The 26,189-nt window shown below is 62.9% G+C and carries 25 protein-coding genes; 16 read left to right on the top strand and 9 right to left on the bottom strand.

Annotated elements, in window-relative coordinates:
• Positions 1-339: 339 nt before the first annotated feature.
• From ccoN to hemN, 10 genes are all read left to right on the top strand, one after another.
• Complete coding sequence (ccoN, locus tag GWQ44_RS04385) at positions 340-1,782, top strand: cytochrome-c oxidase, cbb3-type subunit I (RefSeq protein ID WP_011060241.1); 1,443 nt, start codon at positions 340-342, stop codon at positions 1,780-1,782.
• Positions 1,782-2,390 carry a cytochrome-c oxidase, cbb3-type subunit II gene (gene ccoO / locus GWQ44_RS04380; RefSeq protein ID WP_016966609.1) on the top strand — a complete coding sequence of 203 codons (609 nt, stop codon included), beginning with the start codon at positions 1,782-1,784 and terminating at the stop codon, positions 2,388-2,390. Before ccoN ends, ccoO begins: the two co-directional genes overlap by 1 nt.
• A 5-nt stretch (positions 2,391-2,395) precedes the next feature.
• Entirely contained in the window at positions 2,396-2,581 is a 186-nt protein-coding gene (locus tag GWQ44_RS04375) for a CcoQ/FixQ family Cbb3-type cytochrome c oxidase assembly chaperone (RefSeq protein ID WP_011060239.1), read from the top strand.
• On the top strand, positions 2,578-3,555 hold the full coding sequence (gene ccoP / locus GWQ44_RS04370) for a cytochrome-c oxidase, cbb3-type subunit III (RefSeq protein ID WP_016966607.1): 978 nt from the start codon (positions 2,578-2,580) through the stop codon (positions 3,553-3,555). The genes GWQ44_RS04375 and ccoP overlap by 4 nt, the downstream gene beginning before the upstream one ends.
• Before the next feature lie 393 nt (positions 3,556-3,948).
• Entirely contained in the window at positions 3,949-5,364 is a 1,416-nt protein-coding gene (ccoG, locus tag GWQ44_RS04365; RefSeq protein WP_016966605.1) for a cytochrome c oxidase accessory protein CcoG, read from the top strand.
• An 18-nt stretch (positions 5,365-5,382) separates the two neighbouring features.
• Positions 5,383-5,919, top strand: coding sequence for a FixH family protein (locus tag GWQ44_RS04360; protein WP_016966603.1), 537 nt, complete (start codon positions 5,383-5,385; stop codon positions 5,917-5,919).
• Positions 5,920-6,018: 99 nt separating this feature from the next.
• Positions 6,019-8,469, top strand: a complete 2,451-nt coding sequence (locus tag GWQ44_RS04355) for a heavy metal translocating P-type ATPase (protein WP_275926702.1) — start codon at positions 6,019-6,021, stop codon at positions 8,467-8,469.
• A gap of 21 nt (positions 8,470-8,490) precedes the next feature.
• Complete coding sequence (gene ccoS, locus GWQ44_RS04350) at positions 8,491-8,721, top strand: cbb3-type cytochrome oxidase assembly protein CcoS (RefSeq protein ID WP_016966600.1); 231 nt, start codon at positions 8,491-8,493, stop codon at positions 8,719-8,721.
• Positions 8,714-9,397 carry a sulfite exporter TauE/SafE family protein gene (locus GWQ44_RS04345; protein ID WP_275926701.1) on the top strand — a complete coding sequence of 228 codons (684 nt, stop codon included), beginning with the start codon at positions 8,714-8,716 and terminating at the stop codon, positions 9,395-9,397. The genes ccoS and GWQ44_RS04345 overlap by 8 nt, the downstream gene beginning before the upstream one ends.
• A gap of 149 nt (positions 9,398-9,546) precedes the next feature.
• Positions 9,547-10,929, top strand: a complete 1,383-nt coding sequence (gene hemN, locus GWQ44_RS04340; protein WP_016966597.1) for an oxygen-independent coproporphyrinogen III oxidase — start codon at positions 9,547-9,549, stop codon at positions 10,927-10,929.
• Here the strand turns inward: hemN and GWQ44_RS04335 are convergent.
• Positions 10,926-11,405: a hypothetical protein gene (locus tag GWQ44_RS04335; RefSeq protein WP_016966595.1), complete on the bottom strand. Its 480-nt coding sequence runs from the start codon at positions 11,403-11,405 to the stop codon at positions 10,926-10,928. The genes hemN and GWQ44_RS04335 overlap by 4 nt on opposite strands.
• Positions 11,406-11,558: 153 nt before the next feature.
• Between GWQ44_RS04335 and fnrA the strand changes: the two genes are divergently transcribed.
• A complete protein-coding gene (gene fnrA / locus GWQ44_RS04330) occupies positions 11,559-12,293 on the top strand; it encodes a Crp/Fnr family transcriptional regulator FnrA (protein WP_011060230.1) in 735 nt (244 codons plus the stop codon).
• Positions 12,294-12,375: 82 nt separating this feature from the next.
• Positions 12,376-12,924 carry an adenine phosphoribosyltransferase gene (locus GWQ44_RS04325; RefSeq protein WP_016966592.1) on the top strand — a complete coding sequence of 183 codons (549 nt, stop codon included), beginning with the start codon at positions 12,376-12,378 and terminating at the stop codon, positions 12,922-12,924.
• Between the two features lie 95 nt (positions 12,925-13,019).
• Here the strand turns inward: GWQ44_RS04325 and GWQ44_RS04320 are convergent, their stop codons facing one another.
• From GWQ44_RS04320 to dnaX, 5 genes are all read right to left on the bottom strand, one after another.
• Positions 13,020-14,168, bottom strand: a complete 1,149-nt coding sequence (locus GWQ44_RS04320) for an acyl-CoA dehydrogenase family protein (protein ID WP_275926700.1) — start codon at positions 14,166-14,168, stop codon at positions 13,020-13,022.
• Positions 14,169-14,275: 107 nt separating this feature from the next.
• On the bottom strand, positions 14,276-14,878 hold the full coding sequence (recR, locus tag GWQ44_RS04315; RefSeq protein ID WP_016966588.1) for a recombination mediator RecR: 603 nt from the start codon (positions 14,876-14,878) through the stop codon (positions 14,276-14,278).
• A 57-nt stretch (positions 14,879-14,935) separates the two neighbouring features.
• Entirely contained in the window at positions 14,936-15,979 is a 1,044-nt protein-coding gene (locus tag GWQ44_RS04310) for an NADP-dependent oxidoreductase (protein WP_179597338.1), read from the bottom strand.
• Positions 15,980-16,155: 176 nt separating this feature from the next.
• Positions 16,156-16,494, bottom strand: a complete 339-nt coding sequence (locus tag GWQ44_RS04305) for a YbaB/EbfC family nucleoid-associated protein (RefSeq protein WP_015634779.1) — start codon at positions 16,492-16,494, stop codon at positions 16,156-16,158.
• A 66-nt stretch (positions 16,495-16,560) separates the two neighbouring features.
• Positions 16,561-18,648 carry a DNA polymerase III subunit gamma/tau gene (gene dnaX, locus GWQ44_RS04300; RefSeq protein WP_275926699.1) on the bottom strand — a complete coding sequence of 696 codons (2,088 nt, stop codon included), beginning with the start codon at positions 18,646-18,648 and terminating at the stop codon, positions 16,561-16,563.
• A 140-nt stretch (positions 18,649-18,788) separates the two neighbouring features.
• On the opposite strand from dnaX, the gene GWQ44_RS04295 reads away from it, so the two are divergent.
• Positions 18,789-19,559, top strand: a complete 771-nt coding sequence (locus GWQ44_RS04295) for a transporter substrate-binding domain-containing protein (protein ID WP_275926698.1) — start codon at positions 18,789-18,791, stop codon at positions 19,557-19,559.
• Here the strand turns inward: GWQ44_RS04295 and GWQ44_RS04290 are convergent.
• Both GWQ44_RS04290 and GWQ44_RS04285 read right to left on the bottom strand, forming a co-directional pair.
• Positions 19,508-21,250 (bottom strand): EAL domain-containing protein, encoded by a 1,743-nt coding sequence (locus GWQ44_RS04290; RefSeq protein ID WP_103741246.1) that lies wholly within the window; start codon positions 21,248-21,250, stop codon positions 19,508-19,510. The two genes, GWQ44_RS04295 and GWQ44_RS04290, sit on opposite strands and share 52 nt — an antisense overlap.
• 18 nt (positions 21,251-21,268) lie before the next feature.
• The gene (locus GWQ44_RS04285) at positions 21,269-22,834 is read right to left on the bottom strand and encodes a PAS domain-containing methyl-accepting chemotaxis protein (RefSeq protein WP_047302929.1); all 1,566 of its coding nucleotides are present in this window, start codon (positions 22,832-22,834) and stop codon (positions 21,269-21,271) included.
• Positions 22,835-23,278: 444 nt separating this feature from the next.
• On the opposite strand from GWQ44_RS04285, the gene GWQ44_RS04280 reads away from it, so the two are divergent.
• The 3 genes from GWQ44_RS04280 (at position 23,279) to GWQ44_RS04270 (ending at position 25,151) form a co-directional block, all read left to right on the top strand.
• Entirely contained in the window at positions 23,279-23,593 is a 315-nt protein-coding gene (locus GWQ44_RS04280; RefSeq protein WP_011060220.1) for a helix-turn-helix transcriptional regulator, read from the top strand.
• A 141-nt stretch (positions 23,594-23,734) separates the two neighbouring features.
• A complete protein-coding gene (locus GWQ44_RS04275) occupies positions 23,735-24,106 on the top strand; it encodes a VOC family protein (RefSeq protein ID WP_016966459.1) in 372 nt (123 codons plus the stop codon).
• Positions 24,107-24,257: 151 nt separating this feature from the next.
• Positions 24,258-25,151, top strand: a complete 894-nt coding sequence (locus tag GWQ44_RS04270; protein ID WP_016966458.1) for a DUF2167 domain-containing protein — start codon at positions 24,258-24,260, stop codon at positions 25,149-25,151.
• Positions 25,152-25,191: 40 nt separating this feature from the next.
• On the opposite strand, the gene GWQ44_RS04265 is transcribed toward GWQ44_RS04270, so the two are convergent.
• The gene (locus GWQ44_RS04265) at positions 25,192-26,139 is read right to left on the bottom strand and encodes a DMT family transporter (protein ID WP_275926697.1); all 948 of its coding nucleotides are present in this window, start codon (positions 26,137-26,139) and stop codon (positions 25,192-25,194) included.
• Between the last annotated feature and the right edge of the window lie 50 nt (positions 26,140-26,189).

Genomic DNA, 26,189 nt, shown 5'->3' with positions numbered 1-26,189 from the left:
TGGTCACAGGCCATCGGTATCCCTGACGTTCGGAGCTTTCCTCAATGACAGGCCGCAAAGGCTGGTTTATACCGGCTGTCGACTGACTTACCGCCTGTCAGCTGATCCACGAGCTTCCACACACCCGGTTACAACTGACCTGACCCCCACGATTTTTTGTCCACTGCGACAGTTTGCCCGAGGACAATATTTGTCCCTACTCGGCATAGGGAAAGGCCGCAGAATCAGGCATGGAACGCATTGACCCAGGTCATAGCGCGTTGCAATGACCCCCTGCTTTCTCCATACTTGCGACCGATTTTTATCCCTAATAAAACACCCAAACCGTGGAACCTTAGAATGAGCACAGCAATCAGTCCGACTGCTTATAACTATAAGGTAGTCCGCCAGTTCGCCATCATGACGGTGGTCTGGGGGATCCTTGGCATGGGGCTCGGTGTCTTCATCGCGTCGCAACTGGTCTGGCCGGAGTTGAACTTCGGTCTGCCATGGACGACCTTTGGACGCCTGCGCCCGCTGCACACCAACCTGGTGATCTTCGCCTTCGGTGGATGTGCATTGTTTGCCACCTCCTACTATGTCGTGCAGCGAACCTGCCAGACGCGACTGATTTCCGACAGCCTCGCGGCCTTCACCTTCTGGGGCTGGCAAGCGGTGATCGTCGGCGCGATCGTGACCCTGCCACTGGGTTACACCACCACCAAGGAATACGCCGAACTGGAATGGCCCCTGGCTATCCTGCTGGCGATCGTCTGGGTCACCTACGGCCTGGTGTTCTTTGGCACCATCACCAAGCGCAAGACCAAGCACATCTACGTCGGCAACTGGTTCTACGGTGCCTTCATCGTGGTCACCGCGATGCTGCACATCGTCAACCACGCCTCCCTGCCGGTCAGCTTCTTCAAGTCCTACTCGGCCTACGCCGGTGCGACTGACGCGATGATCCAGTGGTGGTACGGCCACAACGCCGTGGGTTTCTTCCTGACCACCGGCTTCCTGGGGATGATGTACTACTTCGTACCCAAGCAGGCCGAGCGTCCGATCTACTCCTATCGCCTGTCCATCGTGCACTTCTGGGCGCTGATCACCCTGTACATCTGGGCCGGTCCGCACCACCTGCACTACACCGCGCTGCCGGACTGGGCGCAGTCCCTGGGCATGGCCATGTCGATCATCCTGCTGGCTCCGAGCTGGGGCGGCATGATCAACGGCATGATGACCCTGTCGGGCGCCTGGCATAAGCTGCGCACCGACCCGATCCTGCGGTTCCTGGTGGTGTCCCTGGCGTTCTACGGCATGTCGACCTTCGAAGGTCCGATGATGGCGATCAAGACCGTCAACTCGCTGTCGCACTACACCGACTGGACCATCGGCCACGTACACGCCGGCGCTCTGGGCTGGGTAGCGATGATCTCCATCGGCGCCCTGTACCACCTGATCCCGAAAGTCTTCGGCCGTCAGCAGATGCACAGCATCGGCCTGATCAACACCCACTTCTGGCTGGCGACCATCGGTACCGTGCTGTACATCGCCTCGATGTGGGTCAACGGCATCACTCAGGGCCTGATGTGGCGTGCAATCAACGATGACGGCACCCTCACCTACTCCTTCGTCGAAGCGCTGCAAGCCAGTCACCCGGGCTTTATCGTCCGCGCCCTGGGCGGTGCGTTCTTCGCCACCGGCATGCTGATCATGGCGTACAACGTGTTCCGCACCGTTCGCGCCTCGAACCCGGCTGAAGCTGAAGCCGCCGCTCAGATCGCTGTAGTTGGAGCTCACTGATGAAGCACGAAGTAGTCGAGAAGAACATTGGCCTGCTGGCCTTCTTCATGGTCATCGCCGTCAGCATCGGCGGCCTGACCCAGATCGTCCCGCTGTTCTTCCAGGACGTCACCAACAAGCCGGTGGAAGGCATGAAGCCGCGCACCGCCCTGGAACTGGAAGGCCGCGACGTGTACATCGCCAACGGCTGTGTCGGCTGCCACTCGCAGATGATCCGTCCGTTCCGTGCTGAAACCGAACGTTATGGCCACTACTCGGTGGCCGGTGAAAGCGTCTGGGATCACCCGTTCCTGTGGGGTTCCAAGCGTACCGGTCCGGACCTGGCCCGAGTGGGCGGTCGCTACTCCGATGACTGGCAGCGTGCGCACCTGTACAACCCGCGCAACGTGGTCCCCGAGTCGAAGATGCCGGCTTATCCGTTCCTCGTAGAAAACAAGCTCGACGGCAAAGACACCGCGAAGAAAATGGAAGTCTTGCGCAAGCTCGGCGTCCCTTACACCGACGAAGACATCGCCGGCGCCAAGGATGCTGTGAAGGGCAAAACCGAAATGGACGCGCTGGTGGCCTATCTGCAAGGCCTGGGCACCATCATCAAAAGCAAACGGTGATCTAGATGGATATCGGGATGATTCGTGGCCTGGGCACCCTTGTTGTGATGGTGGCCTTCATCGGTTTGGCGCTCTGGGTGTTCAGCCCCAAGCGCAAGTCCGAGTTTGAAGACGCAACCTTGCTGCCGTTCGCGGATGATCCCGACGCCATCAAGCACGTCGAGCAAGCTTCTAGGAGTAACAAAGAATGACTACGTTCTGGAGTCTGTACGTCACAGTCCTCAGTCTGGGTACCATCTTCGCCCTGACCTGGCTGCTGCTGTCGACCCGCAAGGGCCAGCGCGCCGAGCAGACCGACGAGACGGTCGGCCACTCCTTCGACGGGATCGAGGAGTACGACAACCCACTGCCGAAATGGTGGTTCATGCTGTTCGTCGGCACCATCGTCTTCGCCCTGGGTTACCTGGTGCTGTACCCGGGCCTGGGCAACTGGAAAGGCGTCCTGCCGGGCTACAACTACCTGGATAACGAGAAGCAGACCCCATTCGCCAACGGCCAGTCCGGCTGGACCGGCGTGCACGAGTGGGAAAAGGAAATGGCCAAATCGGATGCCAAGTTTGGTCCGATCTTCGCCAAATACGCTGCGATGCCTATCGAAGAAGTGGCCAAGGACCCGCAAGCCCTGAAAATGGGCGGTCGCCTGTTCGCTTCCAACTGCTCGGTCTGCCACGGCTCCGACGCCAAGGGCGCCTATGGCTTCCCCAACCTGACCGACGCCGACTGGCGCTGGGGCGGCGAGCCGGAAACCATCAAGGCCACCATCATGGGCGGTCGCCACGCGGTGATGCCGGCCTGGCTGGACGTGATCAAGGAACAAGGCGTCAGCGACGTTGCCGCTTATGTCCTGACCAACCTGGACGGTCGCAAGCTGCCGGAAGGCATCAAGGCTGACCCGGTCAATGGCCAGAAACTGTTCGCCGCCAACTGCGCGGTCTGCCACGGTCCGGAGGGCAAAGGCACCCCAGCCATGGGCGCGCCCAACCTGACCCACCCGGCAGCCTTCATCTACGGTTCGAGCTTTGCGCAACTGCAGCAGACCATTCGTTACGGCCGTCAGGGCGTGATGCCTGCGCAGGAACAACTGCAAGGCAACGACAAGGTTCACCTGCTGGCGGCTTATGTCTACAGCCTGTCCCACGGTGACAAGCAGGCCGACGCCGAGTAAGACCGACGCCTGAAAGCAACACCCGACGGCCCCGCCAATCAACCTTGGCGGGGCCGTTTTGTTTGCGCCTGGCATCGAGTGATGCGCGACGGCGGATCAGCCTTTCCGGCAACCCGGTCGCCAGATTTCGACAATATGGCGGACGTCAAAACCTGCGGCGTACACCTGCCCGCCCCTCGGAAGAATTGAACGGCGCGACGGGCAAAAGGGTCCATAATCCACAAGTCAATTGATTCAAGTCATTACACCATCAGTTGATTTCCCCCAACGCGACCAAAGGTCGCACCCTTGCGCTAGAGCTACAGGCGTATCATTGCGCCACTGCAACACCCCTTTTGACCGCGGTCGGCACGTACTGACCGAGGCATTTTTCCACTGCCGTGGGATGCAATGATGAGCAACCAGATTCCCGTACAAGACGTTACCCCGCCTGCCAAAAACGCGACCAACAGCGTCGATCTCTACGCCTCCAGGGAAAAAATCTACACCCGCGCCTTCACCGGCCTGTTCCGCAATCTGCGCATGCTTGGCGGCGCCGGATTGTTCCTCCTGTACTTCGGCACCGTGTGGCTCAACTGGGGCGGCCACCAGGCGGTCTGGTGGAACCTGCCGGAGCGCAAGTTCTTCATCTTTGGCGCCACGTTCTGGCCCCAGGATTTCATCCTGCTCTCGGGCCTGTTGATCATTGCCGCCTTCGGCCTGTTCTTCATCACCGTCTATGCCGGACGTATCTGGTGCGGCTACACCTGCCCGCAGAGCGTCTGGACCTGGATCTTCATGTGGTGCGAAAAGGTCACCGAAGGCGACCGCAACCAGCGCATCAAGCTGGACAAGGCGCCCATGAGCGCCAACAAGTTCCTGCGCAAGCTGAGCAAGCACAGCCTCTGGCTGCTGATCGGTTTCGTCACCGGCATGACCTTCGTCGGCTACTTCTCGCCGATCCGTGAACTGGTCATCGACTTCTTCACCGGCCAGGCCGATGGCTGGTCGTATTTCTGGGTTGGTTTCTTCACCCTGGCCACCTACGGCAACGCCGGTTGGCTGCGCGAGCAAGTGTGCATCTACATGTGCCCCTACGCGCGCTTCCAGAGCGTGATGTTCGACAAAGACACCCTGATCGTCTCCTACGACCCGCGCCGTGGCGAAAGCCGTGGTCCGCGCAAGAAAGGCGCCGACTACAAGGCCCAGGGCCTGGGCGACTGCATCGACTGCACCATGTGCGTCCAGGTCTGCCCGACCGGCATCGACATCCGCGACGGCCTGCAGATCGAATGCATCGGCTGCGCTGCCTGCATCGACGCCTGCGACAGCATCATGGACAAGATGGAGTATCCGCGCGGGCTCATCAGCTACACCACCGAGCACAACCTCTCCGGACAGAAAACCCATAAACTGCGCCCACGCCTGATTGGCTACGCCCTGGTGCTGCTGGCCATGATCAGCCTGCTGATCACCGCGTTCTTCATGCGTTCGCTGGTGGGTTTCGATGTCAGCAAGGACCGCGTGCTGTACCGCGAGAACGCCGAAGGACGGATCGAGAACGTCTACAGCCTGAAGATCATGAACAAGGACCAGCGCGATCACACCTACGTGCTGGACGCCGCCGGCCTGCCGGACCTGAAGCTGCAGGGCAAGCGCGAGATCCACGTGGTGGCCGGCGATATCGTCAGCATGCCGGTGGAGCTGTCGATTGCTCCGGAACACCTGCCCTCGACCACCAACGAGGTGAAGTTCATCCTTGAGGATGCCGACGACAGCAGCGTCCACATTGAAGCCAAGAGCCGATTCATCGGCCCACAAATCCGTTAAGAGCCAAGAGAAGTGATCATGCCCGCAGCCACCGCCACCAGCCCCTGGTACAAACACCTCTGGCCCTGGATCATCATTGGCATTCTCGCCTGTTCGGTGACCCTGACCCTGTCCATGGTGACCATTGCCGTGAACAACCCGGACAACCTGGTCAACGACAACTACTACGAGGCCGGCAAGGGTATCAACCGCTCCCTGGACCGCGAACTGCTGGCCCAGACCCTGAAGATGCGCGCCAGCGTGCACCTCGACGAACTGACCGGCGAAGTGGAACTGCGCCTGAGCGGCGACAGCCAGCCCAAGACCCTGGAACTGAACCTGATTTCGCCGACCCAGCCGGAGAAAGACCGCAAGATCACCCTGGCCCGCAGCGAAACCGAACACGGCCGCTACATCGGCCAGTTGAGCGATCAGGTCGAAGGCCGACGCTTCGTCGAGTTGCTGGGCGTCGAAGGCGACAAGACCTGGCGCATGTTCGAAGAGGAACAGGTCAGCCACGACAAGGACCTGTTGCTGGGTGACGAGCCGCTGCAAGGGGCGGAAGACCTGAACTGATCGCCCCGTCGTCCATCGCCGGTGCGCCGCCTCCCCCCTTTTTCAGGACTGGAGTCGAGCGGCCGGCGATGAGTTTTTCCCCGACCACAAAGATCGCCGATGACCACGCCACTGCCCTGCTACCATTGCGCCCTGCCGGTTCCCGCCGGCAGCCGGTTCACCGCCGTCGTGCTCGGCGAATCCCGGGAGTTCTGCTGTCCTGGCTGCCAGGCAGTGGCCGAGGCCATCGTCGCTGGCGGCCTGGAGCACTACTACAGCCACCGCAGTGAAGCCTCGGCCAACCCCGAAGCCCTGCCCGTGCAGTTGGTTGACGAACTGGCACTGTACGACCGTGCCGACGTGCAGCAGCCCTTCGTCCGTCACCAAGGCGAACTGGCCGAAACCACTCTACTCATGGAAGGCATCAGTTGCGCCGCCTGCGGCTGGCTGATCGAAAAACACCTGCGCAGCCTGCCGGCAGTGGCCGAGGCCCGACTCAACCTGTCCAACCATCGCCTGCATGTGCGCTGGGCCGACAGTCAACTGCCCCTGAGCCAGGTGCTCAGCGAGCTGCGCCACATCGGCTACGCAGCCCACCCCTACCAGCCGGATCGCGCCTCCGAGCAACTGGCCAGCGAGAACCGCCTGGCCCTGCGCCAGCTGGGGGTCGCCGGACTGCTGTGGTTCCAGGCCATGATGGCGACCATGGCCACCTGGCCGGAATTCAATATCGACCTGAGTCCGGAGCTGCACACCATCCTGCGCTGGGTCGCGCTGTTCCTCACCACCCCCATCGTCTTCTACAGCTGCGCGCCCTTCTTCAAGGGCGCCATGCGCGACTTGCGCACCCGTCACCTGACCATGGATGTCTCGGTATCCCTGGCCATCGGCGGCGCCTACCTGGCGGGAATCTGGACCGCCATCAGCGGTGTCGGCGAACTCTACTTCGACGCGGTGGGCATGTTCGCCCTGTTCCTTCTCGCCGGCCGCTACCTGGAACGTCGGGCCCGGGAACGCACCGCGGCGGCCACCGCGCAACTGGTCAACCTGCTGCCAGCCTCCTGCCTGCGCCTGGGCCAGGACGGCCAGAGCGAACGCATCCTGCTCACCGAACTGCGCCTGGGCGACCGGGTGCTGGTGCACCCCGGCGCGGTGCTGCCAGCCGATGGCAAGATCCTCGATGGGCAGTCGAGCATCGACGAATCCCTGCTCACCGGCGAGTACCTGCCGCAACCCCGCGGCCTGGGCGATAGCGTCACGGCCGGCACCCTGAACGTCGAAGGCGCGCTGACGGTGGAAGTCCAGGCCCTGGGCCAGGACACCCGGCTGTCTGCCATCGTCCGCCTGCTGGACCGCGCCCAGGCGGAGAAACCGCGGCTGGCCGAAGTTGCCGACCGGGCGGCCCAGTGGTTCCTGCTGTTCTCGCTGATCGCGGCCGCCGCCATCGGCCTGCTGTGGTGGCAACTGGACGCCTCGCGCGCTTTCTGGATCGTCCTGGCCATGCTGGTCGCCACCTGTCCTTGCGCGCTGTCCCTGGCAACCCCGACCGCCCTGACCGCCGCCACCGGCACCCTGCACAAGCTTGGCCTGCTGCTGACCCGCGGCCATGTGCTGGAAGGCTTGAACCAGATCGATACGGTGATTTTCGACAAGACCGGCACCCTCACCGAAGGGCGCCTGGCGCTGCGCTCCATCCGCCCCCTGGGCAGCTTGTCCAGCGATGACTGCCTGAGTCTCGCCGCCGCCCTGGAGAACCGTTCCGAGCACCCGATCGCTCGAGCCTTCGGCCGTGCCCCGGTGGCCGCCGAGGATGTCACCAGCAGCCCGGGCCTGGGCCTGGAAGGCCTGGTGGGCGAACGGCGCCTGCGGATCGGCCAACCCGCCTACGTCTGCGAACTCAGCGGCTGCAAGGTTCCGCCCATGCCCGATGAAGCCGGCCAGTGGCTGTTGCTGGGGGACAGTCAGGGTGCCCTCGCCTGGCTGGTACTCGATGACCGGCTGCGCAGCGACGCCCCGGCACTCCTGGCCGCCTGCAAGGCTCGCGGCTGGCATACCCTGCTGCTGTCCGGGGACAGCTCGCCGATGGTCGCCAGCGTCGCCGCCGAACTGCAGATCGACGAGGCTCGGGGCGGTCTGCGTCCGGACGACAAACTGCAGGTATTGCAACAACTGCATCAACAGGGCCGCAAAGTGCTGATGCTCGGCGATGGCGTCAACGACGTCCCGGTGCTGGCTGCCGCCGATATCAGCGTCGCCATGGGTTCGGCCACCGACCTGGCCAAGACCAGCGCCGATGCGGTGCTGCTGTCCAATCGCCTGGACGCCCTGGTACAGGCCTTCAGCCTGGCGCGCCGGACCCGCCGGGTGATTATCGAGAACCTGCTCTGGGCCGGACTGTACAATGGCCTGATGCTGCCGTTCGCCGCCCTCGGCTGGATCACCCCGGTGTGGGCCGCAATCGGCATGTCCATCAGTTCCCTGACCGTGGTGCTCAATGCCCTGCGCCTGACCCGCATGCCGCGGCCGGCCGCCAGTGCCAGCACCCCCGAACCCCGCCCGTTGCCGGCCTGAGCCGCCGGGCCTGGAGTCCAGATGCCAGCTCTTTATGTGATGATCCCGGCCGCACTGCTGATCGTGGCCATCGCCATCTACATCTTCTTCTGGGCCGTGGACAGCGGTCAGTACGACGACCTCGACGGCCCGGCCCACAGCATCCTGTTCGACGATCAGGACCCCAGCCACACCGCCGCGGTGGACGAAGCCAAGGGCCAACCCGAGACCCCGAGCGAAGCCACCCGCAAAACGGAACCACCCCATGCTTGAGCTGGCTCCCCTGCTGGTGTCGGCAGTGATACTCGGTCTGCTGGGCGGCAGCCACTGCCTGGGCATGTGCGGCGGCCTGATGGGCGCCCTGACCCTGGCGATCCCCCGGGAACAGCGCAGCCGGCGATTTCGCCTGTTGCTGGCCTACAACCTGGGCCGCATCCTCAGCTACGCCCTGGCCGGCCTGTTGCTGGGCCTGGCCGGCTGGGCGGTGGCCAACAGCCCGGTGGCGCTGTTCATGCGCATACTGGCCGGGCTGCTGCTGATTGCCATGGGCTTGTACCTCGCCGGGTGGTGGAGCGGCCTGACCCGCGTCGAAGGGCTTGGCAAAGGGCTATGGCGACATATCCAGCCAGTGGCCAATCGTCTGTTACCGGTTTCCAGCCTGCCCCGCGCCTTGCTCCTGGGGGCACTCTGGGGCTGGCTGCCCTGCGGCCTGGTGTACAGCACCCTGCTGTGGTCGGCGAGCCAGGGCAATGCCTTGGACAGCGCCCTGTTGATGCTGGCCTTCGGCCTGGGCACCTGGCCGGTCCTGCTGGCCACCGGCCTGGCGGCGGAACGGGTCACGGCCCTGTTGCGGCGACGCAGCGTGCGCCTGACCGGAGGCCTGCTGGTCATCCTCTTCGGCCTCTGGACCCTGCCCGGCCCTCACCAGCACTGGCTGATGGGCCACTGACCCCGGGGGCTGTGCCCGGCAACCGCAGCCCCAAGCCCCGCCAGCGCTACCCCGGCAGCTCCCGAACACCCTTGATACAAGTCAAGATGGCCGCGCGCCTAACCTCCTAGACTCGCGAACACTGCCAGCCTATCCGGGGGAATTCCCGCATGCTCGACGCCATTCGTTGGGACACAGATCTGATCCGCCGCTATGACCTGGCGGGACCGCGCTACACCTCATACCCGACCGCCGTGCAATTCAACAGCCAGGTCGGCGCCTTCGATCTGCTGCACGCCCTGCGTGACAGCCGCAAGGCCCAGCGCCCGCTGTCGCTGTACGTGCACATCCCGTTCTGCGCCAACATCTGCTACTACTGCGCCTGCAACAAGGTCATCACCAAGGATCGCAGCCGGGCCCTGCCCTACCTGCAACGCCTGGAACAGGAGATGCAACTGATCGCCTGCCACCTGGCGCCCAGCCAGCGGGTCGAGCAACTGCATTTCGGCGGCGGCACCCCGACTTTTCTCAATCACGACGAGTTGCGCCAGCTGATGGCGTTGCTGCGCAAGCATTTCAACCTGCTGGAGGATGACTCCGGCGACTACGGCATCGAGATCGATCCTCGCGAAGCCGACTGGTCGACCATGGGCCTGCTGCGAGAGCTGGGCTTCAACCGGGTCAGCATCGGCCTGCAGGACCTGGATCCGGCGGTGCAGCGCGCGGTCAACCGCCTGCAAAGCCTGGAGGAAACCCGGGCGGTGATCGAGGCGGCGCGCACCCTGCAATTTCGCTCCATCAACATCGACCTGATCTACGGCCTGCCCAAGCAGACTCCGGAACACTTCGCCCGCACCGTGGAAGAAGTCATCAGCCTGCAGCCCGATCGGCTCTCGGTGTTCAACTACGCCCATCTGCCCGAGCGCTTCATGCCGCAACGACGGATCAACGGCAGTGAACTGCCGGCCCCGGCGGAGAAACTGGAAATGCTGCAACGCACCATCGAACAACTGACCGCCGCCGGTTATCGCTACATCGGCATGGACCATTTCGCCCTTCCCGATGATGAATTGGCGATCGCCCAGGAAGAGTCGACCCTGCAGCGCAACTTCCAGGGTTACACCACTCATGGTCATTGCGATCTGATCGGCTTGGGCGTTTCCGCGATCAGCCAGATCGGTGATCTGTATTGCCAGAACAGCAGCGATCTTACGCACTACCAAAATGCCCTGGCAGGCGCGCAACTGGCCACTAGTCGCGGCCTGGTCTGCAATGCCGACGACCGTCTGCGCCGTGAAGTTATTCAACAACTGATCTGCAACTTTAGTCTTAAGTTCGAAGATATAGAGCAAGCCTTCAATATCGACTTTCGCGGCTACTTCAATGAACTATGGCCAGACTTGCAGGAGATGGACGACGATGGACTGATTCAACTAAGCCCCGAGGCCATCACCGTACTTCCGGCGGGACGCCTGTTGGTACGTTCGGTATGCATGATCTTTGATGCCTATCTCGGGCAGCAGAATCGCCAGCGTTTTTCCCGGGTCATCTAGGATTTCATGAGCAGTGCAGAGGCCTTCGCCACCTGCTCGGCACTCAAGCCGGCATCCCTCATCGCCTTGGCCAATGCGGCATTGGCGGTCAGCAATCCGCTGTTGAGGGCCGCCAGGGCCGATTGCAGGCTGCCGACCCTGGCCTTGGCCTCTTCCGGACTCAGGCGCTTGTCGGCCATGACGGCCTGAAGCTGGGCCAGCTTTTCAGCAATCTGTTGTTGCAATTTTCTGATCATTTTGAGGAGTTGTTGAATATTTTCGGGCAGGCCGCTTTCCTCGATGTCACTGTCATCGCCCGCAGCACTGGAGGATTTCTTCAGTCCGGCCCCCGACAGCGACACTTTGACGCCCTCTCCTACCACAGGTTCTGCAACTAACGGCGACGCCCTTAGTTCATCAGCCTGATCGCTTTTCGAGGATTCAGAAAGTGGCTGCAAGTTATTGCTGCCATTAGTAATACCGCCAACAAAGGACATAGTTGCGGCGCTCCAAGTTGTTTTCGTCAACAGGTTATCGACCCACAAAAGGATTGCTTTACGACTCACAGTTAATACGGCACGGACTGGCCGGAACCTCCTCCCGTGAGTTACCCTTACGGCTTATGTGTGTTTTCCCACAAGGATTCTAGAATGTCCGAGCCAGTTAAACTGCGCGCTCATAACCAGGCCCATTGCAAGGATTGCAGCCTGGCCCCTCTGTGCCTGCCACTTTCCTTGAATTTGGAAGACATGGACGCGCTGGACGAAATCGTCAAACGTGGCCGCCCATTGAAAAAAGGCGAATTTCTGTTCCGTCAGGGTGACGGCTTCGACTCGGTGTATGCCGTGCGTTCGGGCGCCCTGAAAACCTTCAGCCTCAGCGACAGCGGTGAAGAGCAGATCACCGGTTTCCACCTGCCCAGCGAGTTGGTGGGGCTGTCCGGCATGGACACCGAAAGCCATCCGGTTTCGGCCCAGGCTCTGGAAACCACTTCGGTGTGTGAAATCCCCTTCGAACGTCTCGACGAACTGGCCCTGCAACTGCCGCAACTGCGCCGCCAGTTGATGCGCGTCATGAGCCGGGAAATCCGTGACGACCAGCAAATGATGCTGCTGCTGTCGAAAAAGACCGCCGACGAACGCATTGCCACCTTCCTGGTCAACCTGTCGGCCCGGTTCCGCGCCCGCGGCTTCTCGGCCAACCAGTTCCGCCTGAGCATGTCGCGCAACGAAATCGGCAACTACCTGGGCCTGGCGGTGGAAACCGTGTCCCGGGTGTTCACCCGCTTCCAGCAGAACGAACTGATTGCCGCCGAAGGCAAGGAAGTGCACATCCTCGATCCGATCCAGCTGTGCGCCCTGGCCGGGGGCTCTGTAGAAGGCTGATCCACGGCGTTCGCGACTGAGCCAAGCCGCTCGGTCGCGGCTATACTGGCGCGGCCTAAATTGCCCGCCAGGACACCTGAAGATGGCCTTCGACTCCTTTGACATCAAATCCCTGATCCGCCCCGTCATCGACTTCCCGAAACCCGGGGTGATCTTCCGTGACATCACTCCCCTGTTTCAGTCTCCCCGGGCCCTGCGCCTGGTGGCCGACAGTTTCGCCCAGCGTTATGTCGAAGAAGACTTCAGCCACATCGGCGCCATGGATGCCCGAGGCTTCCTGATCGGTTCGATCATCGCCTACCAGTTGAACAAGCCACTGATCCTGTTCCGCAAGCAGGGCAAGCTGCCGGCCGATGTGCTGGCCGAGGGCTACCAGACCGAATACGGCGAAGCCTTCCTCGAAGTGCATGCCGACAGCCTGTGCGAAGGCGACTCGGTGTTGATGTTCGATGACCTGATTGCCACCGGCGGCACCCTGATCGCCGCCGCCAACCTGGTACGCCGCATGGGCGCGAAGATCTACGAGGCCGCCGCCATCATCGACCTGCCGGAACTGGGCGGCTCGCAAAAGCTGGAAGACATGGGCATCCCGACTTTCTGCCTGACCCAGTTCTCCCTGAGCGAACGCTGAAGCCAACATCGACAGTCGTCCCCAGCAACTTGCCGGGGCCGGCCCCTGATTGCCTGCCAGAAGAACGGCAGAGCGCTGCGGATTGCGGAACCTGACTAGAGTCCCATCTGCTTGCTGATGATTTCGTTCATCACTTCGCGGGTGCCGCCGCCAATGGACAGGATGCGGTTATCCCGATACAGGCGCTCCACCAGACTGTCGCGCATGTAGCCCATGCCACCGAGTATCTGCACCGCATCGTGGGTGATGCGGTCGGCGGTGTCGGTGGCGAAGTTCTTGGCCATGGAAATCTCCTTGATCACACTTTTGCCGGCCGCCATCTGTGCTGCCTGGCGATAGGTGAATTCCCGGGACACTTCCAGGGCCGTGGCCATCTCCGCCAGACGATGCTTGAGCACCTGGAATTTGGCGATGGGCTTGCCGAACGCCTCGCGCTCCCGGGCCCACTTCAGGCTCTCCTCCAGCGCCATCTGTGCGGTCATGTTGGCCATCAGCGCCAGGGCCAGGCGCTCACTCTGGAAGTTGCCCATGATGCAGGCGAAGCCCATGTTCTGGGCACCGATCAGGTTGCCCACCGGCACCCGGCAATCGTCAAAAAACAGCTCGGCGGTGTCCGAGGCCCACCAGCCCATCTTTTTCAGCTGCCGGCCCACCGTGAAACCGGGGCTGCCCTTCTCGATCAACAGCAGGCTGATGCCGCCATAGCCCGGATCCCCGGTACGCACCGCGACGGTGTAGTAATCGGCGCGCACGCCGCTGGTGATGAAGGTCTTGCTGCCGCTGACCCGATAGTGGTCACCGTCGCGCACGGCGCGGGTCTGCAGATTGGCCACGTCCGATCCGCCACTGGGCTCGGTCACCGCCAGCGCACAGATCTTCTCTCCGGACAGCACCTGGGGCACCACGCGCTCGCGCACTTCGGGGCGGGCCCATTTGACGATGGGCGGCAGGCCGATATCCAGCGACCCCAGCCCTGCCACCAGGCCGCCGGAACCGCTGCGCATCAACTCTTCGCTGGCGGCGATCTTGGCGAACAGATCGCCCTCGTGACTGCCGCCCAGGGCTTCGGGATAGCCGATGCCGAGAATCCCGGCGGCACCGGTCTTGAGATACAACTCGCGGGGAAAGCTTTCGGCCTCCTCCCACTGCTGGATCTCGGGGAGAATTTCGCGCTCGACGAAACGTCGCACGCTGTCGCGGACCAACTGGTGGCTGGGGTCGAAGTATTCCTGGCAGGCAGACATCGGCAAGCTCCTCTGAAGGGTCGAGGGAACTTACCAAGCGCTTGCTTGGTTTTCAAGGCGATCCGTATCGTCGCGCCAGCCGGTACAACGGCTGGCGCGAACGAACGCTACAAGGCTATGGGTTTGCGACCGGCAAAGGAGTGCGCCAGGGTGCCGCCATCCACCAGCTCCAGCTCGCCCCCCAGCGGCACGCCATGGGCGATGCGCGAGGTGATCAGGCCTTTGTTGGTCAGCAGTTGGGCAATGTAGTGAGCCGTGGCCTCGCCCTCCACCGTGGGATTGGTGGCCAGGATGACCTCGGTAAAGCTGCCCTGCTCCTCGATCCGCGCCAGCAACTGCGGAATGCCGATGGCTTCCGGGCCCAGGCCATCCAAAGGCGACAAGTGGCCTTTGAGCACGAAGTAACGCCCGCGATAGCCGGTCTGCTCCACCGCGTAGACATCCATCGGCCCCTCCACCACGCACAGCAGCGTGTCATCACGGCGTGGATCGGCGCACTGCGGGCACAGTTCGTCCTCGGTCAGGGTCCGGCATTGACGGCAGTGCCCGACCCCTTCCATGGCCTGGCTCAGGGCCTGGGCCAGACGCAAGCCGCCGCTGCGATCACGTTCGAGCAGTTGCAGGGCCATGCGCTGGGCGGTTTTCTGACCCACGCCCGGCAAAGTGCGCAGGGCGTCGATCAGTTGGCGAATCAGGGGGCTGAAGCTCATGGGCAAAGGTCCGACAAAACGACGAGACGCGGTTTATACCCGCGCCTCGGGGTAGCGTCAAATGCTCGCGTCCGGCGCAACCTGGACCACCAGCTTGCCGAAGTTGCGCCCCTCCAACAGTCCGATAAAGGCTTCGGGAGCTTGTTCCAGGCCCTGCACCACGTCTTCCTTGAACTTGACCTTGCCTTCAAGCACCCAGGGCGCCATGGCCTTGATGAATTCCGGATGACGGTCACCGTAGTCGTCGAAGACGATAAAGCCCTGCATCCGCACCCGCTTGGTCAACAAGGTGCGCTGCAACAGCGGCAGGCGGTCCGGCCCCGGTGGCAGCTCCCGAGCGTTGTACTGGGCAATCAGCCCGCACAGGGGAATGCGGGCCCTGGGATTGAGCAGGGGCAGCACGGCATCGAATACCTGGCCGCCGACGTTCTCGAAATAGATGTCCACGCCCTTGAAGCAAGCCTGGGCCAGTTCGTCGGCAAAGTCCGGACTCTTGTGATCGATGCAGGCATCAAAGCCCAGCTCCTCAACCACATACCGGCATTTCTCGGCGCCACCTGCCACGCCCACCACCCGCAGCCCCTTGAGCTTGGCCACCTGCCCCACCACCGAGCCCACGGCGCCGGAGGCCGCAGCCACCACCAGGGTTTCCCCGGCCTGGGGCTGGCCGATGTCCATCAGCCCCATGTAGGCGGTCATGCCGGGCATTCCCAGCACGCCCAGGGCCATGGAGGGGCTGGGCAGGCCGGAAGGCACGGGTATCAGGTTGCGGCCATCGCTGATGCAGTGGCTCTGCCAGCCGGTGGCGCCCAGCACCAGATCGCCTTCCTGAAACTTCGGATTCAGCGAGCGTTCGACCCGACTCACCGCGCCACCGGTCATGACCTCATCGATTTCCACCGGTGCGGCATAGGACGGCGCGTCGCTCATGCGTCCACGCATGTAGGGATCCAGGGACAGGTAGAGGGTCTTCAGCAGGACTTGGCCATCGGCCAGCTCCGGCAAGGCGACTCGCTCCAGGCGAAAGTTCTCCGGGACCGGCGCGCCCTGAGGGCGGGAAACCAGCACCACACGCTGGTTGAGGGTCAATGTTTGCGGCATCACAGACACTCCTGTTTCAAGGATTGAAGAGGACGGTATAGGGTGCAGACCCCGAAGGGGCAACGACGTTCGATCTTTCCAACCGGGTATACCAGCCAAACGGGGCTGATCGAGGGCACAAAAAAGCCAGGCTCTAGGCCTGGCTTGTGTGCGTCCATCCGAAGCGCCTGGGCGACTCAGAACGGCAGCTTCATGCCTGGAGGCAGTTGCATGCCGGCGGTCATGCCGGACATTTTTTCCTGGCTGTTGGACTCGATCTTGCGCACGGCATCGTTGACCGCCGCGGCAAACAGGTCTTCCAGCACTTCACGGTCATCTTCGCTGACGCCTTCGAGCAGGCTCGGATCGATGCTCACGCGCTTGATGTCGTGACGACCGGTCATGACCACAGTGACCATGTCGCCGCCGGCCTTGCCGGTGACTTCAGCGTTGGCCAGTTCTTCCTGCATCTTGGCCATTTTTTCCTGCATCTGCTGTGCCTGCTTCATCAGGCCGGCCATGCCACCTTTCATCATGGGAATTACCTCAAAGTACGGGGATGGAAACAGCGCCCGGCCCGCGGCCCGGCGCCCTTTAAGCAATCAACCCTGCGCGGCCGGGGCCTCGACAGGTTCAATAGTATCGTGGCGCACCAGTGCGCCGAACTCCTGGACCATCTGCTGGATGAACGGATCGCCGTGAATCGACTCCTCCGCCTCGCGCTGACGGTCGGCGCGACGCCGCGAAGCCGCCTGGGCCGGGGTTTCCTGCTCGGGCTTGATCAGCTCGATGGCCAGGGTCAGGGTGCGGCCATGGTACTGGTTCAACGCATCGTTGAGGCGACGCTGCTGCGTGGCGTTGAACAAGGCACTGTGGGCCGGGTCCAGGTGCAGCAGCCAGTTGTCGCCGTCCACAGCCATCAAGGTGCAGTTGGCGGCGATGCTACCGGTCATGCCGGAAATCGGCAGCTTCGGAAACAGTTCCAGCCACTCCAGGGCCAGGCCGGTGGCCGGCTTGGCGGCGGGCTCCGGCTCGGGTTCCGGGGCCGGTTCGGCAGCGTGCTCACTGGCCAGTTCGTCGAGGTAGCTGTAGGCCGAATCCATGTCCGGCTCGATGTAGTCCTCGTCCAGCGGCGGCTCGTCGTCCAGGTCGATTCCGGGCGTGGCGGCATCGACTTCGGCCACACTCGGCTCGGGCACCGGCGCACTGACCCACTCCGGCGCGTCCGGCACCACGCTGTCCGGCGCGGGAGTCGGCATCGGCGTCAGCTCCGGCTGTTCGGCCACCACGTCCAGCAACGGCTCCACAGCCGCCTGCTGCTCGGCCGGCGGTTCTACCGGATCATTCCAGGGCAGGTCGATCACTTCTTCAGCAACCGCCGGCTCTGGTTCAACCACCAGCGCTTCGGCCACCGCCGGCACGACAGGCGCGGGAGTGGCCACTGGCGCAGGAGTTGGCGCACCAGCCGCAACCGGCGTGCTGGCCATCGGAGCAACGGCAGCCACAGGCACAGCAGGAGCGGGTGCCGCCACGGCTTGGGCGGAATCAACTGTGGCCTGGTTGATCCCCACTGGCTTTAGCGGCTGTCTCGGCGCATCCGCCGTATCCGCCGGGCGGAAGGCCAGCATCCGCAGCAGGACCATCTCGAAGCCCCCGCGCGGGTCCGGCGCCAAAGGCAGGTCGCGGCGACCGATCAGGCCCATCTGGTAATAGAACTGCACGTCTTCGGCCGGCAGCGCCTGGGCCAGGGCCAACACCCGATCGCGGTCGCCATGCCCGTTATCGACGCCTTCCGGCAAGGCCTGGGCGATCGCTACCCGGTGCAGCACATTGAGAATTTCCGAAAGCACGCCGTTCCAGTCCGGGCCTTGCTCCGCCAGATGCCGTACCGCTTCCAGCAGCGCCTTGGCATCGCCGTTGATCAAGGCATGCAGCACGTCGTAGACCTGGCCGTGATCGAGGGTGCCGAGCATGGCCCGCACATCGGCGGCCATGACCTTGCCCTCACCGAAGGCGATGGCCTGGTCGGTCAGGCTCATGGCGTCGCGCATCGAGCCATCGGCGGCGCGGCCCAGCAGCCACAGCGCATCGTCCTCGAACGGCACGTTCTCCACACCCAGCACATGGCTGAGGTGCTCGACCACTCGCTCGGGGGTCATGTTTTTCAGGGAGAACTGCAGGCAACGCGACAGAATGGTCGCCGGCAGCTTCTGCGGGTCGGTGGTCGCCAGGATGAACTTGACGTAGGGCGGCGGCTCTTCGAGGGTCTTGAGCAGGGCGTTGAACGAGTGACTGGAAAGCATGTGCACTTCGTCGATCAGATAGACCTTGAAGCGCCCGCGGCTCGGTGCGTACTGCACGTTGTCCAGCAGTTCGCGGGTGTCCTCGACCTTGGTCCGGCTCGCGGCGTCGATCTCGATCAGGTCGACGAAGCGCCCCTCATCGATCTCGCAGCACACCGAGCAGGTGCCGCACGGCGTGGAAGTGATGCCTGTTTCACAGTTCAGGCATTTGGCAATGATCCGCGCGATGGTGGTCTTGCCCACCCCGCGGGTGCCGGTAAACAGATAGGCGTGGTGCAGCCGCTGGCTGTCCAAGGCATTGATCAGAGCCTTGAGCACATGGGTCTGGCCGACCATTTCGCGGAACGAGCGCGGACGCCATTTACGTGCAAGAACCTGATAACTCATCGAAAACCGTCGCAACTGGAAAGCGGAAGCCGGTAATGCTAGCGGAGCAAGGGCGAAATTGCATCCGGCGCGCTTGTCTAATCTGTCTAAGCTGCATTTTGCCAAGGATGGCTCGGCCGTTTGGAACCGTGGGAGAGCGTATGCGTTTGACTTGGGGCGCCCTGCTGCTGTTGAGCGCCAGTCTGGAAGCCGCCGAAGCGCCTTTACGCTTTGTCATAGCCGATAGCTGGGCCATGCCAACCATCGAGATTGAGGGCGAGCAACCCACCGCCGGCATCCTTTACGACACCATGAACAGCCTGGCCCGACACCTGGACACTCGCGCCGAGTTTCACGTCCTGGCCCGGGCCCGGGTGCAGAACGCCATGGATCAGGGCGAGGTCGACATCCGCTGCTTCGCCGCCCAGGCCTGGCTGCCGAACCTGTCAGGGGACTACCTGTGGAGCGTGCCTCTGTTCGTGCAACGCAACCTGCTGGTGAGCGACCGCCCCTATCCGGCACCGCTCAACCCTCAGGATTTGCCCACGCAGCACGTCGGCACCGTGCTGAGCTACACCTACACCGCCCTGCAACCGCTGTTCGACAGTGCCCGGCTGATTCGTGACGATGCGCGCAACGAGGAGCAGGTCCTGCAAAAGCTCCAGGTCGGGCGCTATCACTACGCAATCGCCAGCCAGTGGACCCTGGACTGGTTCAACAAGACCCAGGCCTCCGGCAAACCGCTGTACCGCGTCGCGCGGCTGCAGGAGCAGGCCGTGGGCTGCTACGTGCGTAACGACCCGACAGTGCCGGCCCGGCGCATTCTGCGCGCCCTGCTGCAGATGAAAATGTCCGGCGAAATCGACGCCATCGTCCAGCGCTACGTCGAACCGCCATCCAACGCCAGCACCTCCGACGCCGACGCCCCCTGAACGTCGCCCTGGCGCCATGCCTGCGGTGGCTGGAAAGCGCACACCCACTGCAGCACCGCGTCAGCCGGCATGGGCACGGCAATGAAGTCGCCCTGAGCCACCTCGCACCCCAGATCCATCAAGCGCTCTGCGTGGGCCAGGCTTTCCAGGCCCTCGGCCACCACTTGCCGACCAAAGGCCCGGGCCAGCCCTATCAGGGCCTGGATCAGCGCCTGATCATCCTGGTCATGCAGCATGTCGCGGACAAACAGACGATCGATCTTGATGGTCTGGGTGCGCAGGCGTTTGAGGTAACTCAGGGACGAATGCCCGGTGCCGAAATGCCCCAGGGAGAACTGCACGCCCAGCGCCTGACAGGCATCGAGACAATCGCTGACCCGCTGGATGTTCTCGATGGCCACCGACTCGACGATCTCCAGCTCCAGCAGCGCCGGCGAAACCTGCGGGTATCGTTCGAGCCTCTCCTTGAGCCGCTCGACAAAGTCCGGGCGCTGAAAATGCCGGGCCGCGACGTTCAGGCTCACCGTCCAGCCATGGCCTGCCGCCTGCCAGTCCTGCAGGCGAGTCATCACCTGATCCATGACCCATTCGCCGATGTCGACGATCAGGTCGGTTTCCTCCACCTGCGGCAGAAACTCGTGGGAGCCAAGCATTCCCCGTTGCGGGTGCTGCCAACGCAGCATCGCCTCGAAGCCCAGCACCGCGCCGCTGCGCAGGTTGACCTTGGGCTGGAAGTACAGCTGCAACTCACCGGCGTTCAGCGCCTGGCGCACCTGCTCGACGGTCTGGTAGGTGACCATGACCTCACGATCACGCAACACGTCGAACAGATGGAAACGGTTGCGCCCGCTCTGCTTGGCCACGTACATGGCCTGATCGGCATGGCGCAGCAGGGTGTCGGCGTCGTGGTTATCGGTGGGAAACAGGGTCACGCCAATGCTGGCAAAGACATTGATGTCCTTGCCCTGGATCGAATAGGGCTGGGAGATGGTGGCCAGCACCCGTTGCAGGGCCGCACGCAGTTCCAGCATATCCCGCACATAGCGCAGGATCAGCACGAACTCGTCGCCGGCCAGGCGCGCCACCACATCCTCACCGCGAATGATCGAGCGCAGGCGCGCCGCCACTTCCACCAGCAGCAAATCGCCACAGGCATGGCCGTAGCCGTCGTTGACGGCCTTGAAGCCGTCGAGGTCGAGCATGCACACCGCCAGGGGGATGTCCTCGCTGCGAGAGAACTCCAGGGCCTGATGCAGCAAGTCGGAAAGAAAGGCCCGGTTGGGCAGACCGGTGAGCACGTCATGCCCGACCCGCCATTGCAGCGAATGCAGCAACTGGCGCTTTTCGCTGACATCGAAGCGAATCGACACGTAGCGCATCACCTTGCCGGAACGCTGGTCTATCAGGGGCACCATGGTGCTGTCGACCCAGTACAGGCTGCCATCCTTGGCCCGGTTACAGATCTCGCCCTTCCACACCCGGCCCTGGGAGATGGTCTGCCACAGCTCGCTGAAGAACTCCGGCGGGTGCAGCCCCGAACTGAGCATCCGGTGGTTGGCCCCGATCAGTTCTTCCCGGCTGTAGCCCGAGACCTGGCAGAACAGGTCGTTGACATAGGTGATGCAACCGCCGAGATCAGTCTCGGAGAAGATGGCGGCGGCATCGACGGCCCTGCGGTATTTCTCATCCATGAGTCGAGATCACTGTCGCTAGCGGTTGAACCGCTCGACCAGGGCACGCAGCCCGGAAGAGATGTTTTCCAGCTCGGCGCCGCGAACCACCCCGGCGCTGGCGTTATCGGCGGTGCGTTGTACCGTGGCGGCCACACGGTTGATCTGTTCGGACACCGACTCGGCCACATGGGATTGCTCCTGGGAGGCCGCCGCCATCTGCTGGCTCATGTCGGTGATGCGCTCCACCGCGGCGCCGATGCCATGCAAGGCCTGTTGCGCCTGCAACACCTGTTGCACCCCTTGCTCCGCCTCTTCGATGCCGAGATTGGCGATCTGCACCGCCTCGTCGGCACCGGCGCGCAGGCTCTGGATGATGCCCTGGATCTGCTGGGTCGACTGCCGGGTCTTGCCCGCCAGGGCCCGCACTTCATCGGCAACCACGGCGAACCCGCGTCCCTGCTCGCCGGCCCGGGCGGCTTCGATGGCGGCGTTCAGGGCCAGCAGGTTGGTCTGGTCGGCAATCGCCTGGATCATGCTCGCCGCCACCATGATGTCCTGAGTCTGCCCGGCCAGGTCGCCCACTGCCTGGTTGATCTGGGTCACCGTGCGGGCCAGCAACTGGATGGCGTCCCGGGAAGAACCCGCCACCTGACTGCCCTCCCGGGCCAGGAGGTTGGCGGTATGAGCCTCGCTGGCGGTGTGCTGCACGTGCTCGGCAACCTCGGTGATCGAGGCGGCCATCTGGGTCATGGCGGCGGCCGTCATGTCGGTCTCGGCTCGCTGCTCCAGCAGGGCCGTCTCGGTGCGGCTGGACAGCTGGCTGGAGTCGGCGGCCGCCGTGGCCATCTGCCGGGCCAGATCGCTGAGGCGCGTCAGGGCAGTTTTCAGCCGCGCCTCCTCACTGATCAGGATCATCTGCAATTGCCCCGCCGGCCCCAGCGCTTCGCTGTAGGCCAAGGCGCAGATCGGATCGGCGAAGGTATGCGGGGTGCTGCTGACAATGTGCTTGAGCTGCTGTCGCAAACGACGCTGGGCCGACAATCCGACGGCAACAAAACCGGCGACGGTCAGGCCCTGGGCCGCCAGCGTCGGCAACCAGTTAAACGCGCCCAGGCACGCCACGGCCAGCGCCGCCGGCAACAGCAATGGCCGGGCTGCGGCCTCCAGTCGACGCCAAGCGCTGACCGGCGACTTGTTGGCGCGCATGCGGGCATACAAGACTTCGGCGCGACTGACCTGCTCCCGCGTCGGCTTGACCCGGACCGACTCGTAGCCCACCAGTCGCCCGTCTTCGAGAATCGGCGTGACATAGGCGCTGACCCAATAGAAATTGCCGTTCTTGCAGCGGTTCTTCACCACCCCCATCCAGCTCTGGCCGGCCTTCAGATACCGCCACATCGACTCGAACACCGCCGCCGGCATGTCCGGGTGGCGCACCAGGTTATGGGTGCTGCCGATCAGCTCGGCCTGGCTGAAACCGCTCATCGCAGCGAACTCGGCATTGCAATAGGTGATATGGCTGCTGGTATCGGTGGCGGATATGAGCCGCTGCTGGTCGGGAAAGGTCTGCTCAACAGAGTTGACCGGCAAATTGAGACGCACTTTAGAACTCCATAGACAGCCTGCGATCAACCGTGCCGGTAGTTCGGCAGCAGGCTGATTCGCGATGTACTTTCCTGGCGGTACGACTCAATCGGAAGGTTCGCCCTGATTGCAGCCGTACAGCGGTTTGCGCGGCAGATGACCGTCGATTCGACGAGGATCAACTAGGATCAGATAAGGCGTCAGGTGGGGACGGCGGACGGAGCGTTGGCGGGATTTACGAGACGTTCGAGCCTCTGCCAAGCCCTCGGTTTAGGTGAACAAGGGAAATGCAATGATTTCTTGTTTCATAAACCTGCCTGCTGAAACTAGATCACCAAATACCTGTCCGAAGCGCCGATTCTACGAAATGCATCACATTTTGCAAAGCAAGGTGATGAACCATGGTGTTGTCTAATGCCAATATTTATCGTTAAGTTCTTGATTCTAAATGGGAATTGAGCGATGCAAATTTCAAGTTTGGGTGCAGCCATCAAGCGTTATCGAAAGGTAGCGGGGCTTACTCAGGCTGAACTAGGTGAAAAAACCGGTTTTGACCCAAAAACCATCAGCCGCTTCGAAACCGGCACCTACACCCCCAGCGTTGAAGCTCTATTTCTGCTAGCCGAAGTACTGGGAGTGAAGCTGAAAGCCTTCTTCGCCGATCTGGGCGATGAAGAGGAACAGCGGGCTTATTTGTTCGGTGTCATTCACAAAGCCACCCCTAAGGATCTGGGAAAGCTGATAGCAGCGGTAGACCAGGCCTTGTCCAAGCCTTGAGCCCCGCAACAAATCAATCGAAAGAGGCCTGCTTATCGAACCCGACAAACAGGCCTCTTTGTTCATTCACGACTCCTGACAGGATCTGACAGACCCGGCACATAAGCTTGTGCCCACAGCACACAGCCCCTTGGAGTCGTCATGACCAGCAACACCTACTTTCTGCTTTATGTGGACAGCCCGGCCATCAGCGCGCAGTTCTACAGCCGCCTGCTAGACAAGCCACCGGTGGAATCATCCCCCACCTTCGCGCTGTTCATCCTCGACTCGGGGATCAAACTCGGCCTGTGGTCGCGCCACACGGTCGAACCCAGCCCCCAGGCGACCGGCGGTGGTGGCGAACTGGGCTGGGCCTTGGGCAGCCGCGAAGCCGTGGACGACCTGCATCGCCACTGGCAAGACCTGGGCCTGACCATCGCCCAGCCCCCCACCCAGATGGATTTCGGCTACACCCTGCTGGCCCTCGATCCGGACGGACACCGCCTGCGCGTGCTCTATCTGAGCGTCGACTGAACTCGCCTCCACCGCCCCCCACAGCGAAGAGGGCGTCGTCACCGGCGCCCTCTTAGCCCTTGCATTGAAATAAATAGAAACGTCTCATTGAGCCCCCGGGCGCTCATCGCTATCCTCCCCGCCGACTTGTCACAATTTGTAAGGGAATACGATGAAGTACCTGCGCCTCCTTCTGGCGATGGCCGTCCTCTGCGCCACGCCACTCTTTGCCTGCGCCGCCGCACCGAGCCAAAGCCCGGACAGCGAACCCCAGACTGCCGAGCAATTTCTCGCCTCGCTTTCGCCACGCCATGGCCAGGTCAAGCTGCCCGGTGATATCGCCAGCCTCGATCTGAGCCAGGAGTTTTACTACCTCAACCCCAAGGACACCGAGAAGCTGCTCACTGAAGGCTGGGGCAACCCGCCCGGCTTCACCACCCTGGGCATGATCGTGCCCAGCGCGGTCAGCCCGCTGTCCGCCGAAGGCTGGGGCGTGATCATCAGCTACAAGAATGATGGTCATATCTCCGACGACGACGCGGCGAAGATCGACTATCAGGACCTGCTCAAGCAAATGCAGGAAGCCGACGAGCAAGACAACAAGCAGCGCAAGGAACAGGGCTATGGCGCCATCCATCTGCTGGGTTGGGCCGAGCAGCCCAGCTATGACGCCCAGACCCACAAGATGTACTGGGCCCGCGAGCTCAAGGCCGAAGGCGCCGAGAGCAACACCCTGAACTACAGCATCCGCGTGCTGGGTCGCGAAGGCGTGCTGGAACTCAATGCGGTCGCCTCCATGGACGACCTGGCCACCATCAAGCGCGAGATCCCCAAAGTGCTGGCCTTCACCAACTTCACCGACGGCAACCGCTACGCCGACTACAACCCAAGCACCGACAAGCTGGCGTCCTACGGCCTGGCCGCGCTGGTGGCCGGTGGCCTGGCCAGCAAGGCCGGGCTGTTTGCCAAGCTCGGGGTACTGCTCCTGGCCGGCAAGAAGTTCATTGTCATCGGCGTCCTCGCCCTGGCCGCATTCGTCGGCCGGCTGTTCAAGAAAAAAGGCTGATCCCCGAGCGCAACGCCCCTGCCTGACGGGGCGTTGCACCTCACGAGTCCCCCAGCTTCACCCGCCCGCCCCGCTTCAGCCCAGGCAGGATCGGCGCTCGCCCGAGACGCCATTGCCGCCAGCGCCCCTCCAACTGCATCGCCATCACACTACCCAGCACCACCGCCGCCCCCAGCAGCACGGCCGATTGCACCGCCTCCCCCAGCACGGTTGCCGCCAGCAGCATCGCCACGGGCGGTATCAGGTACATGGCCATCGATGCCCGACTGACCTCCACCCGCGCCAGCACATAAGCCCAGGCCAGATACGCCAACGCACTGGGAAACAGCCCCAGCAACAGCACCGCCAGATTCACCCGCCACGGCGCCTGGACGACCTCCCGGGTCAATCCGGGCGCATACACCAACAACAGCAGGGTGCCGCCCCAGACCATGTAGCACACCGTGGTCAGCACCCCGTAACGCCCGGACAAACGCCGCTGCAAGACGAAGTACAGCCCCCAGGAAAAAGCCGCCAGCAACACCAGCAAGCCGCGAGGCTCGATCGACCCCAGCCCCTTGTCGGCCACAACCACCAGCACCACGCCAAACAACCCCAGCACCACGCAGCCCCAGCGCCAGGCACTGACCGCTTCCTTGAGCCAGAAGAACGCGATCAGCGTGCCAAATAGCGGCGCCGTCTGCGCCAGCACGCTGGACGCGCCGGCGCTCAAGCCTTGCTGACCATAATTGAGGCTGACGTGGTGCAGGGCGATGGCAAAGAACCCCAGCACCAGCAGCCAGGGCAGATCATGCCAACACGGCAGGGATATTTTCAGCACCACAGCCATCGCGGCCATCAACAGCGAGGCAACCAGGAAACGCAACAGCGCCAGATGCCCGGGACTGTAGCCCTCAAGGCCTATATGAATGCCCACCGGCGAATAGGCCCAGCACAGAATTACCGCAGCGGTAGCCAGCAACAGCTTGAATCCAGGTGAATGTTTCACGGCACAGCGCCCAGACAGAGAGAGGAAACCCAGTCTCTCGCCCTCCCCAA

Origin of the sequence: Pseudomonas sp. 3MA1, from assembly GCF_029237275.1 — a bacterium.
Taxonomy (GTDB): Bacteria; Pseudomonadota; Gammaproteobacteria; order Pseudomonadales; family Pseudomonadaceae; genus Aquipseudomonas; species Aquipseudomonas fluorescens_AP.
The sequence above is the reverse complement of the archived record's forward strand: the minus strand, read 5'-3'. Positions and strand labels throughout refer to the sequence as shown.

Bases quoted from the DNA above. Each gene is read 5' to 3' on its own strand.
- GWQ44_RS04335 (WP_016966595.1), bottom strand. From the start codon at position 11,405: ATGTCCTTTGTTGGCGGTATTACTAATGGCAGCAATAACTTGCAGCCA.
- GWQ44_RS04325 (WP_016966592.1), top strand. From the start codon at position 12,376: ATGGCCTTCGACTCCTTTGACATCAAATCCCTGATCCGCCCCGTCATC.
- ccoP (WP_016966607.1), top strand. From the start codon at position 2,578: ATGACTACGTTCTGGAGTCTGTACGTCACAGTCCTCAGTCTGGGTACC.
- ccoG (WP_016966605.1), top strand. From the start codon at position 3,949: ATGAGCAACCAGATTCCCGTACAAGACGTTACCCCGCCTGCCAAAAAC.
- ccoS (WP_016966600.1), top strand. From the start codon at position 8,491: ATGCCAGCTCTTTATGTGATGATCCCGGCCGCACTGCTGATCGTGGCC.
- GWQ44_RS04270 (WP_016966458.1), top strand. From the start codon at position 24,258: ATGAAGTACCTGCGCCTCCTTCTGGCGATGGCCGTCCTCTGCGCCACG.
- GWQ44_RS04305 (WP_015634779.1), bottom strand. From the start codon at position 16,494: ATGATGAAAGGTGGCATGGCCGGCCTGATGAAGCAGGCACAGCAGATG.
- GWQ44_RS04345 (WP_275926701.1), top strand. From the start codon at position 8,714: ATGCTTGAGCTGGCTCCCCTGCTGGTGTCGGCAGTGATACTCGGTCTG.
- GWQ44_RS04375 (WP_011060239.1), top strand. From the start codon at position 2,396: ATGGATATCGGGATGATTCGTGGCCTGGGCACCCTTGTTGTGATGGTG.
- hemN (WP_016966597.1), top strand. From the start codon at position 9,547: ATGCTCGACGCCATTCGTTGGGACACAGATCTGATCCGCCGCTATGAC.
- fnrA (WP_011060230.1), top strand. From the start codon at position 11,559: ATGTCCGAGCCAGTTAAACTGCGCGCTCATAACCAGGCCCATTGCAAG.
- GWQ44_RS04290 (WP_103741246.1), bottom strand. From the start codon at position 21,250: ATGGATGAGAAATACCGCAGGGCCGTCGATGCCGCCGCCATCTTCTCC.
- GWQ44_RS04295 (WP_275926698.1), top strand. From the start codon at position 18,789: ATGCGTTTGACTTGGGGCGCCCTGCTGCTGTTGAGCGCCAGTCTGGAA.
- GWQ44_RS04275 (WP_016966459.1), top strand. From the start codon at position 23,735: ATGACCAGCAACACCTACTTTCTGCTTTATGTGGACAGCCCGGCCATC.
- GWQ44_RS04360 (WP_016966603.1), top strand. From the start codon at position 5,383: ATGCCCGCAGCCACCGCCACCAGCCCCTGGTACAAACACCTCTGGCCC.
- GWQ44_RS04320 (WP_275926700.1), bottom strand. From the start codon at position 14,168: ATGTCTGCCTGCCAGGAATACTTCGACCCCAGCCACCAGTTGGTCCGC.
- GWQ44_RS04310 (WP_179597338.1), bottom strand. From the start codon at position 15,979: ATGCCGCAAACATTGACCCTCAACCAGCGTGTGGTGCTGGTTTCCCGC.
- GWQ44_RS04355 (WP_275926702.1), top strand. From the start codon at position 6,019: ATGACCACGCCACTGCCCTGCTACCATTGCGCCCTGCCGGTTCCCGCC.
- GWQ44_RS04280 (WP_011060220.1), top strand. From the start codon at position 23,279: ATGCAAATTTCAAGTTTGGGTGCAGCCATCAAGCGTTATCGAAAGGTA.
- ccoN (WP_011060241.1), top strand. From the start codon at position 340: ATGAGCACAGCAATCAGTCCGACTGCTTATAACTATAAGGTAGTCCGC.
- dnaX (WP_275926699.1), bottom strand. From the start codon at position 18,648: ATGAGTTATCAGGTTCTTGCACGTAAATGGCGTCCGCGCTCGTTCCGC.
- recR (WP_016966588.1), bottom strand. From the start codon at position 14,878: ATGAGCTTCAGCCCCCTGATTCGCCAACTGATCGACGCCCTGCGCACT.
- ccoO (WP_016966609.1), top strand. From the start codon at position 1,782: ATGAAGCACGAAGTAGTCGAGAAGAACATTGGCCTGCTGGCCTTCTTC.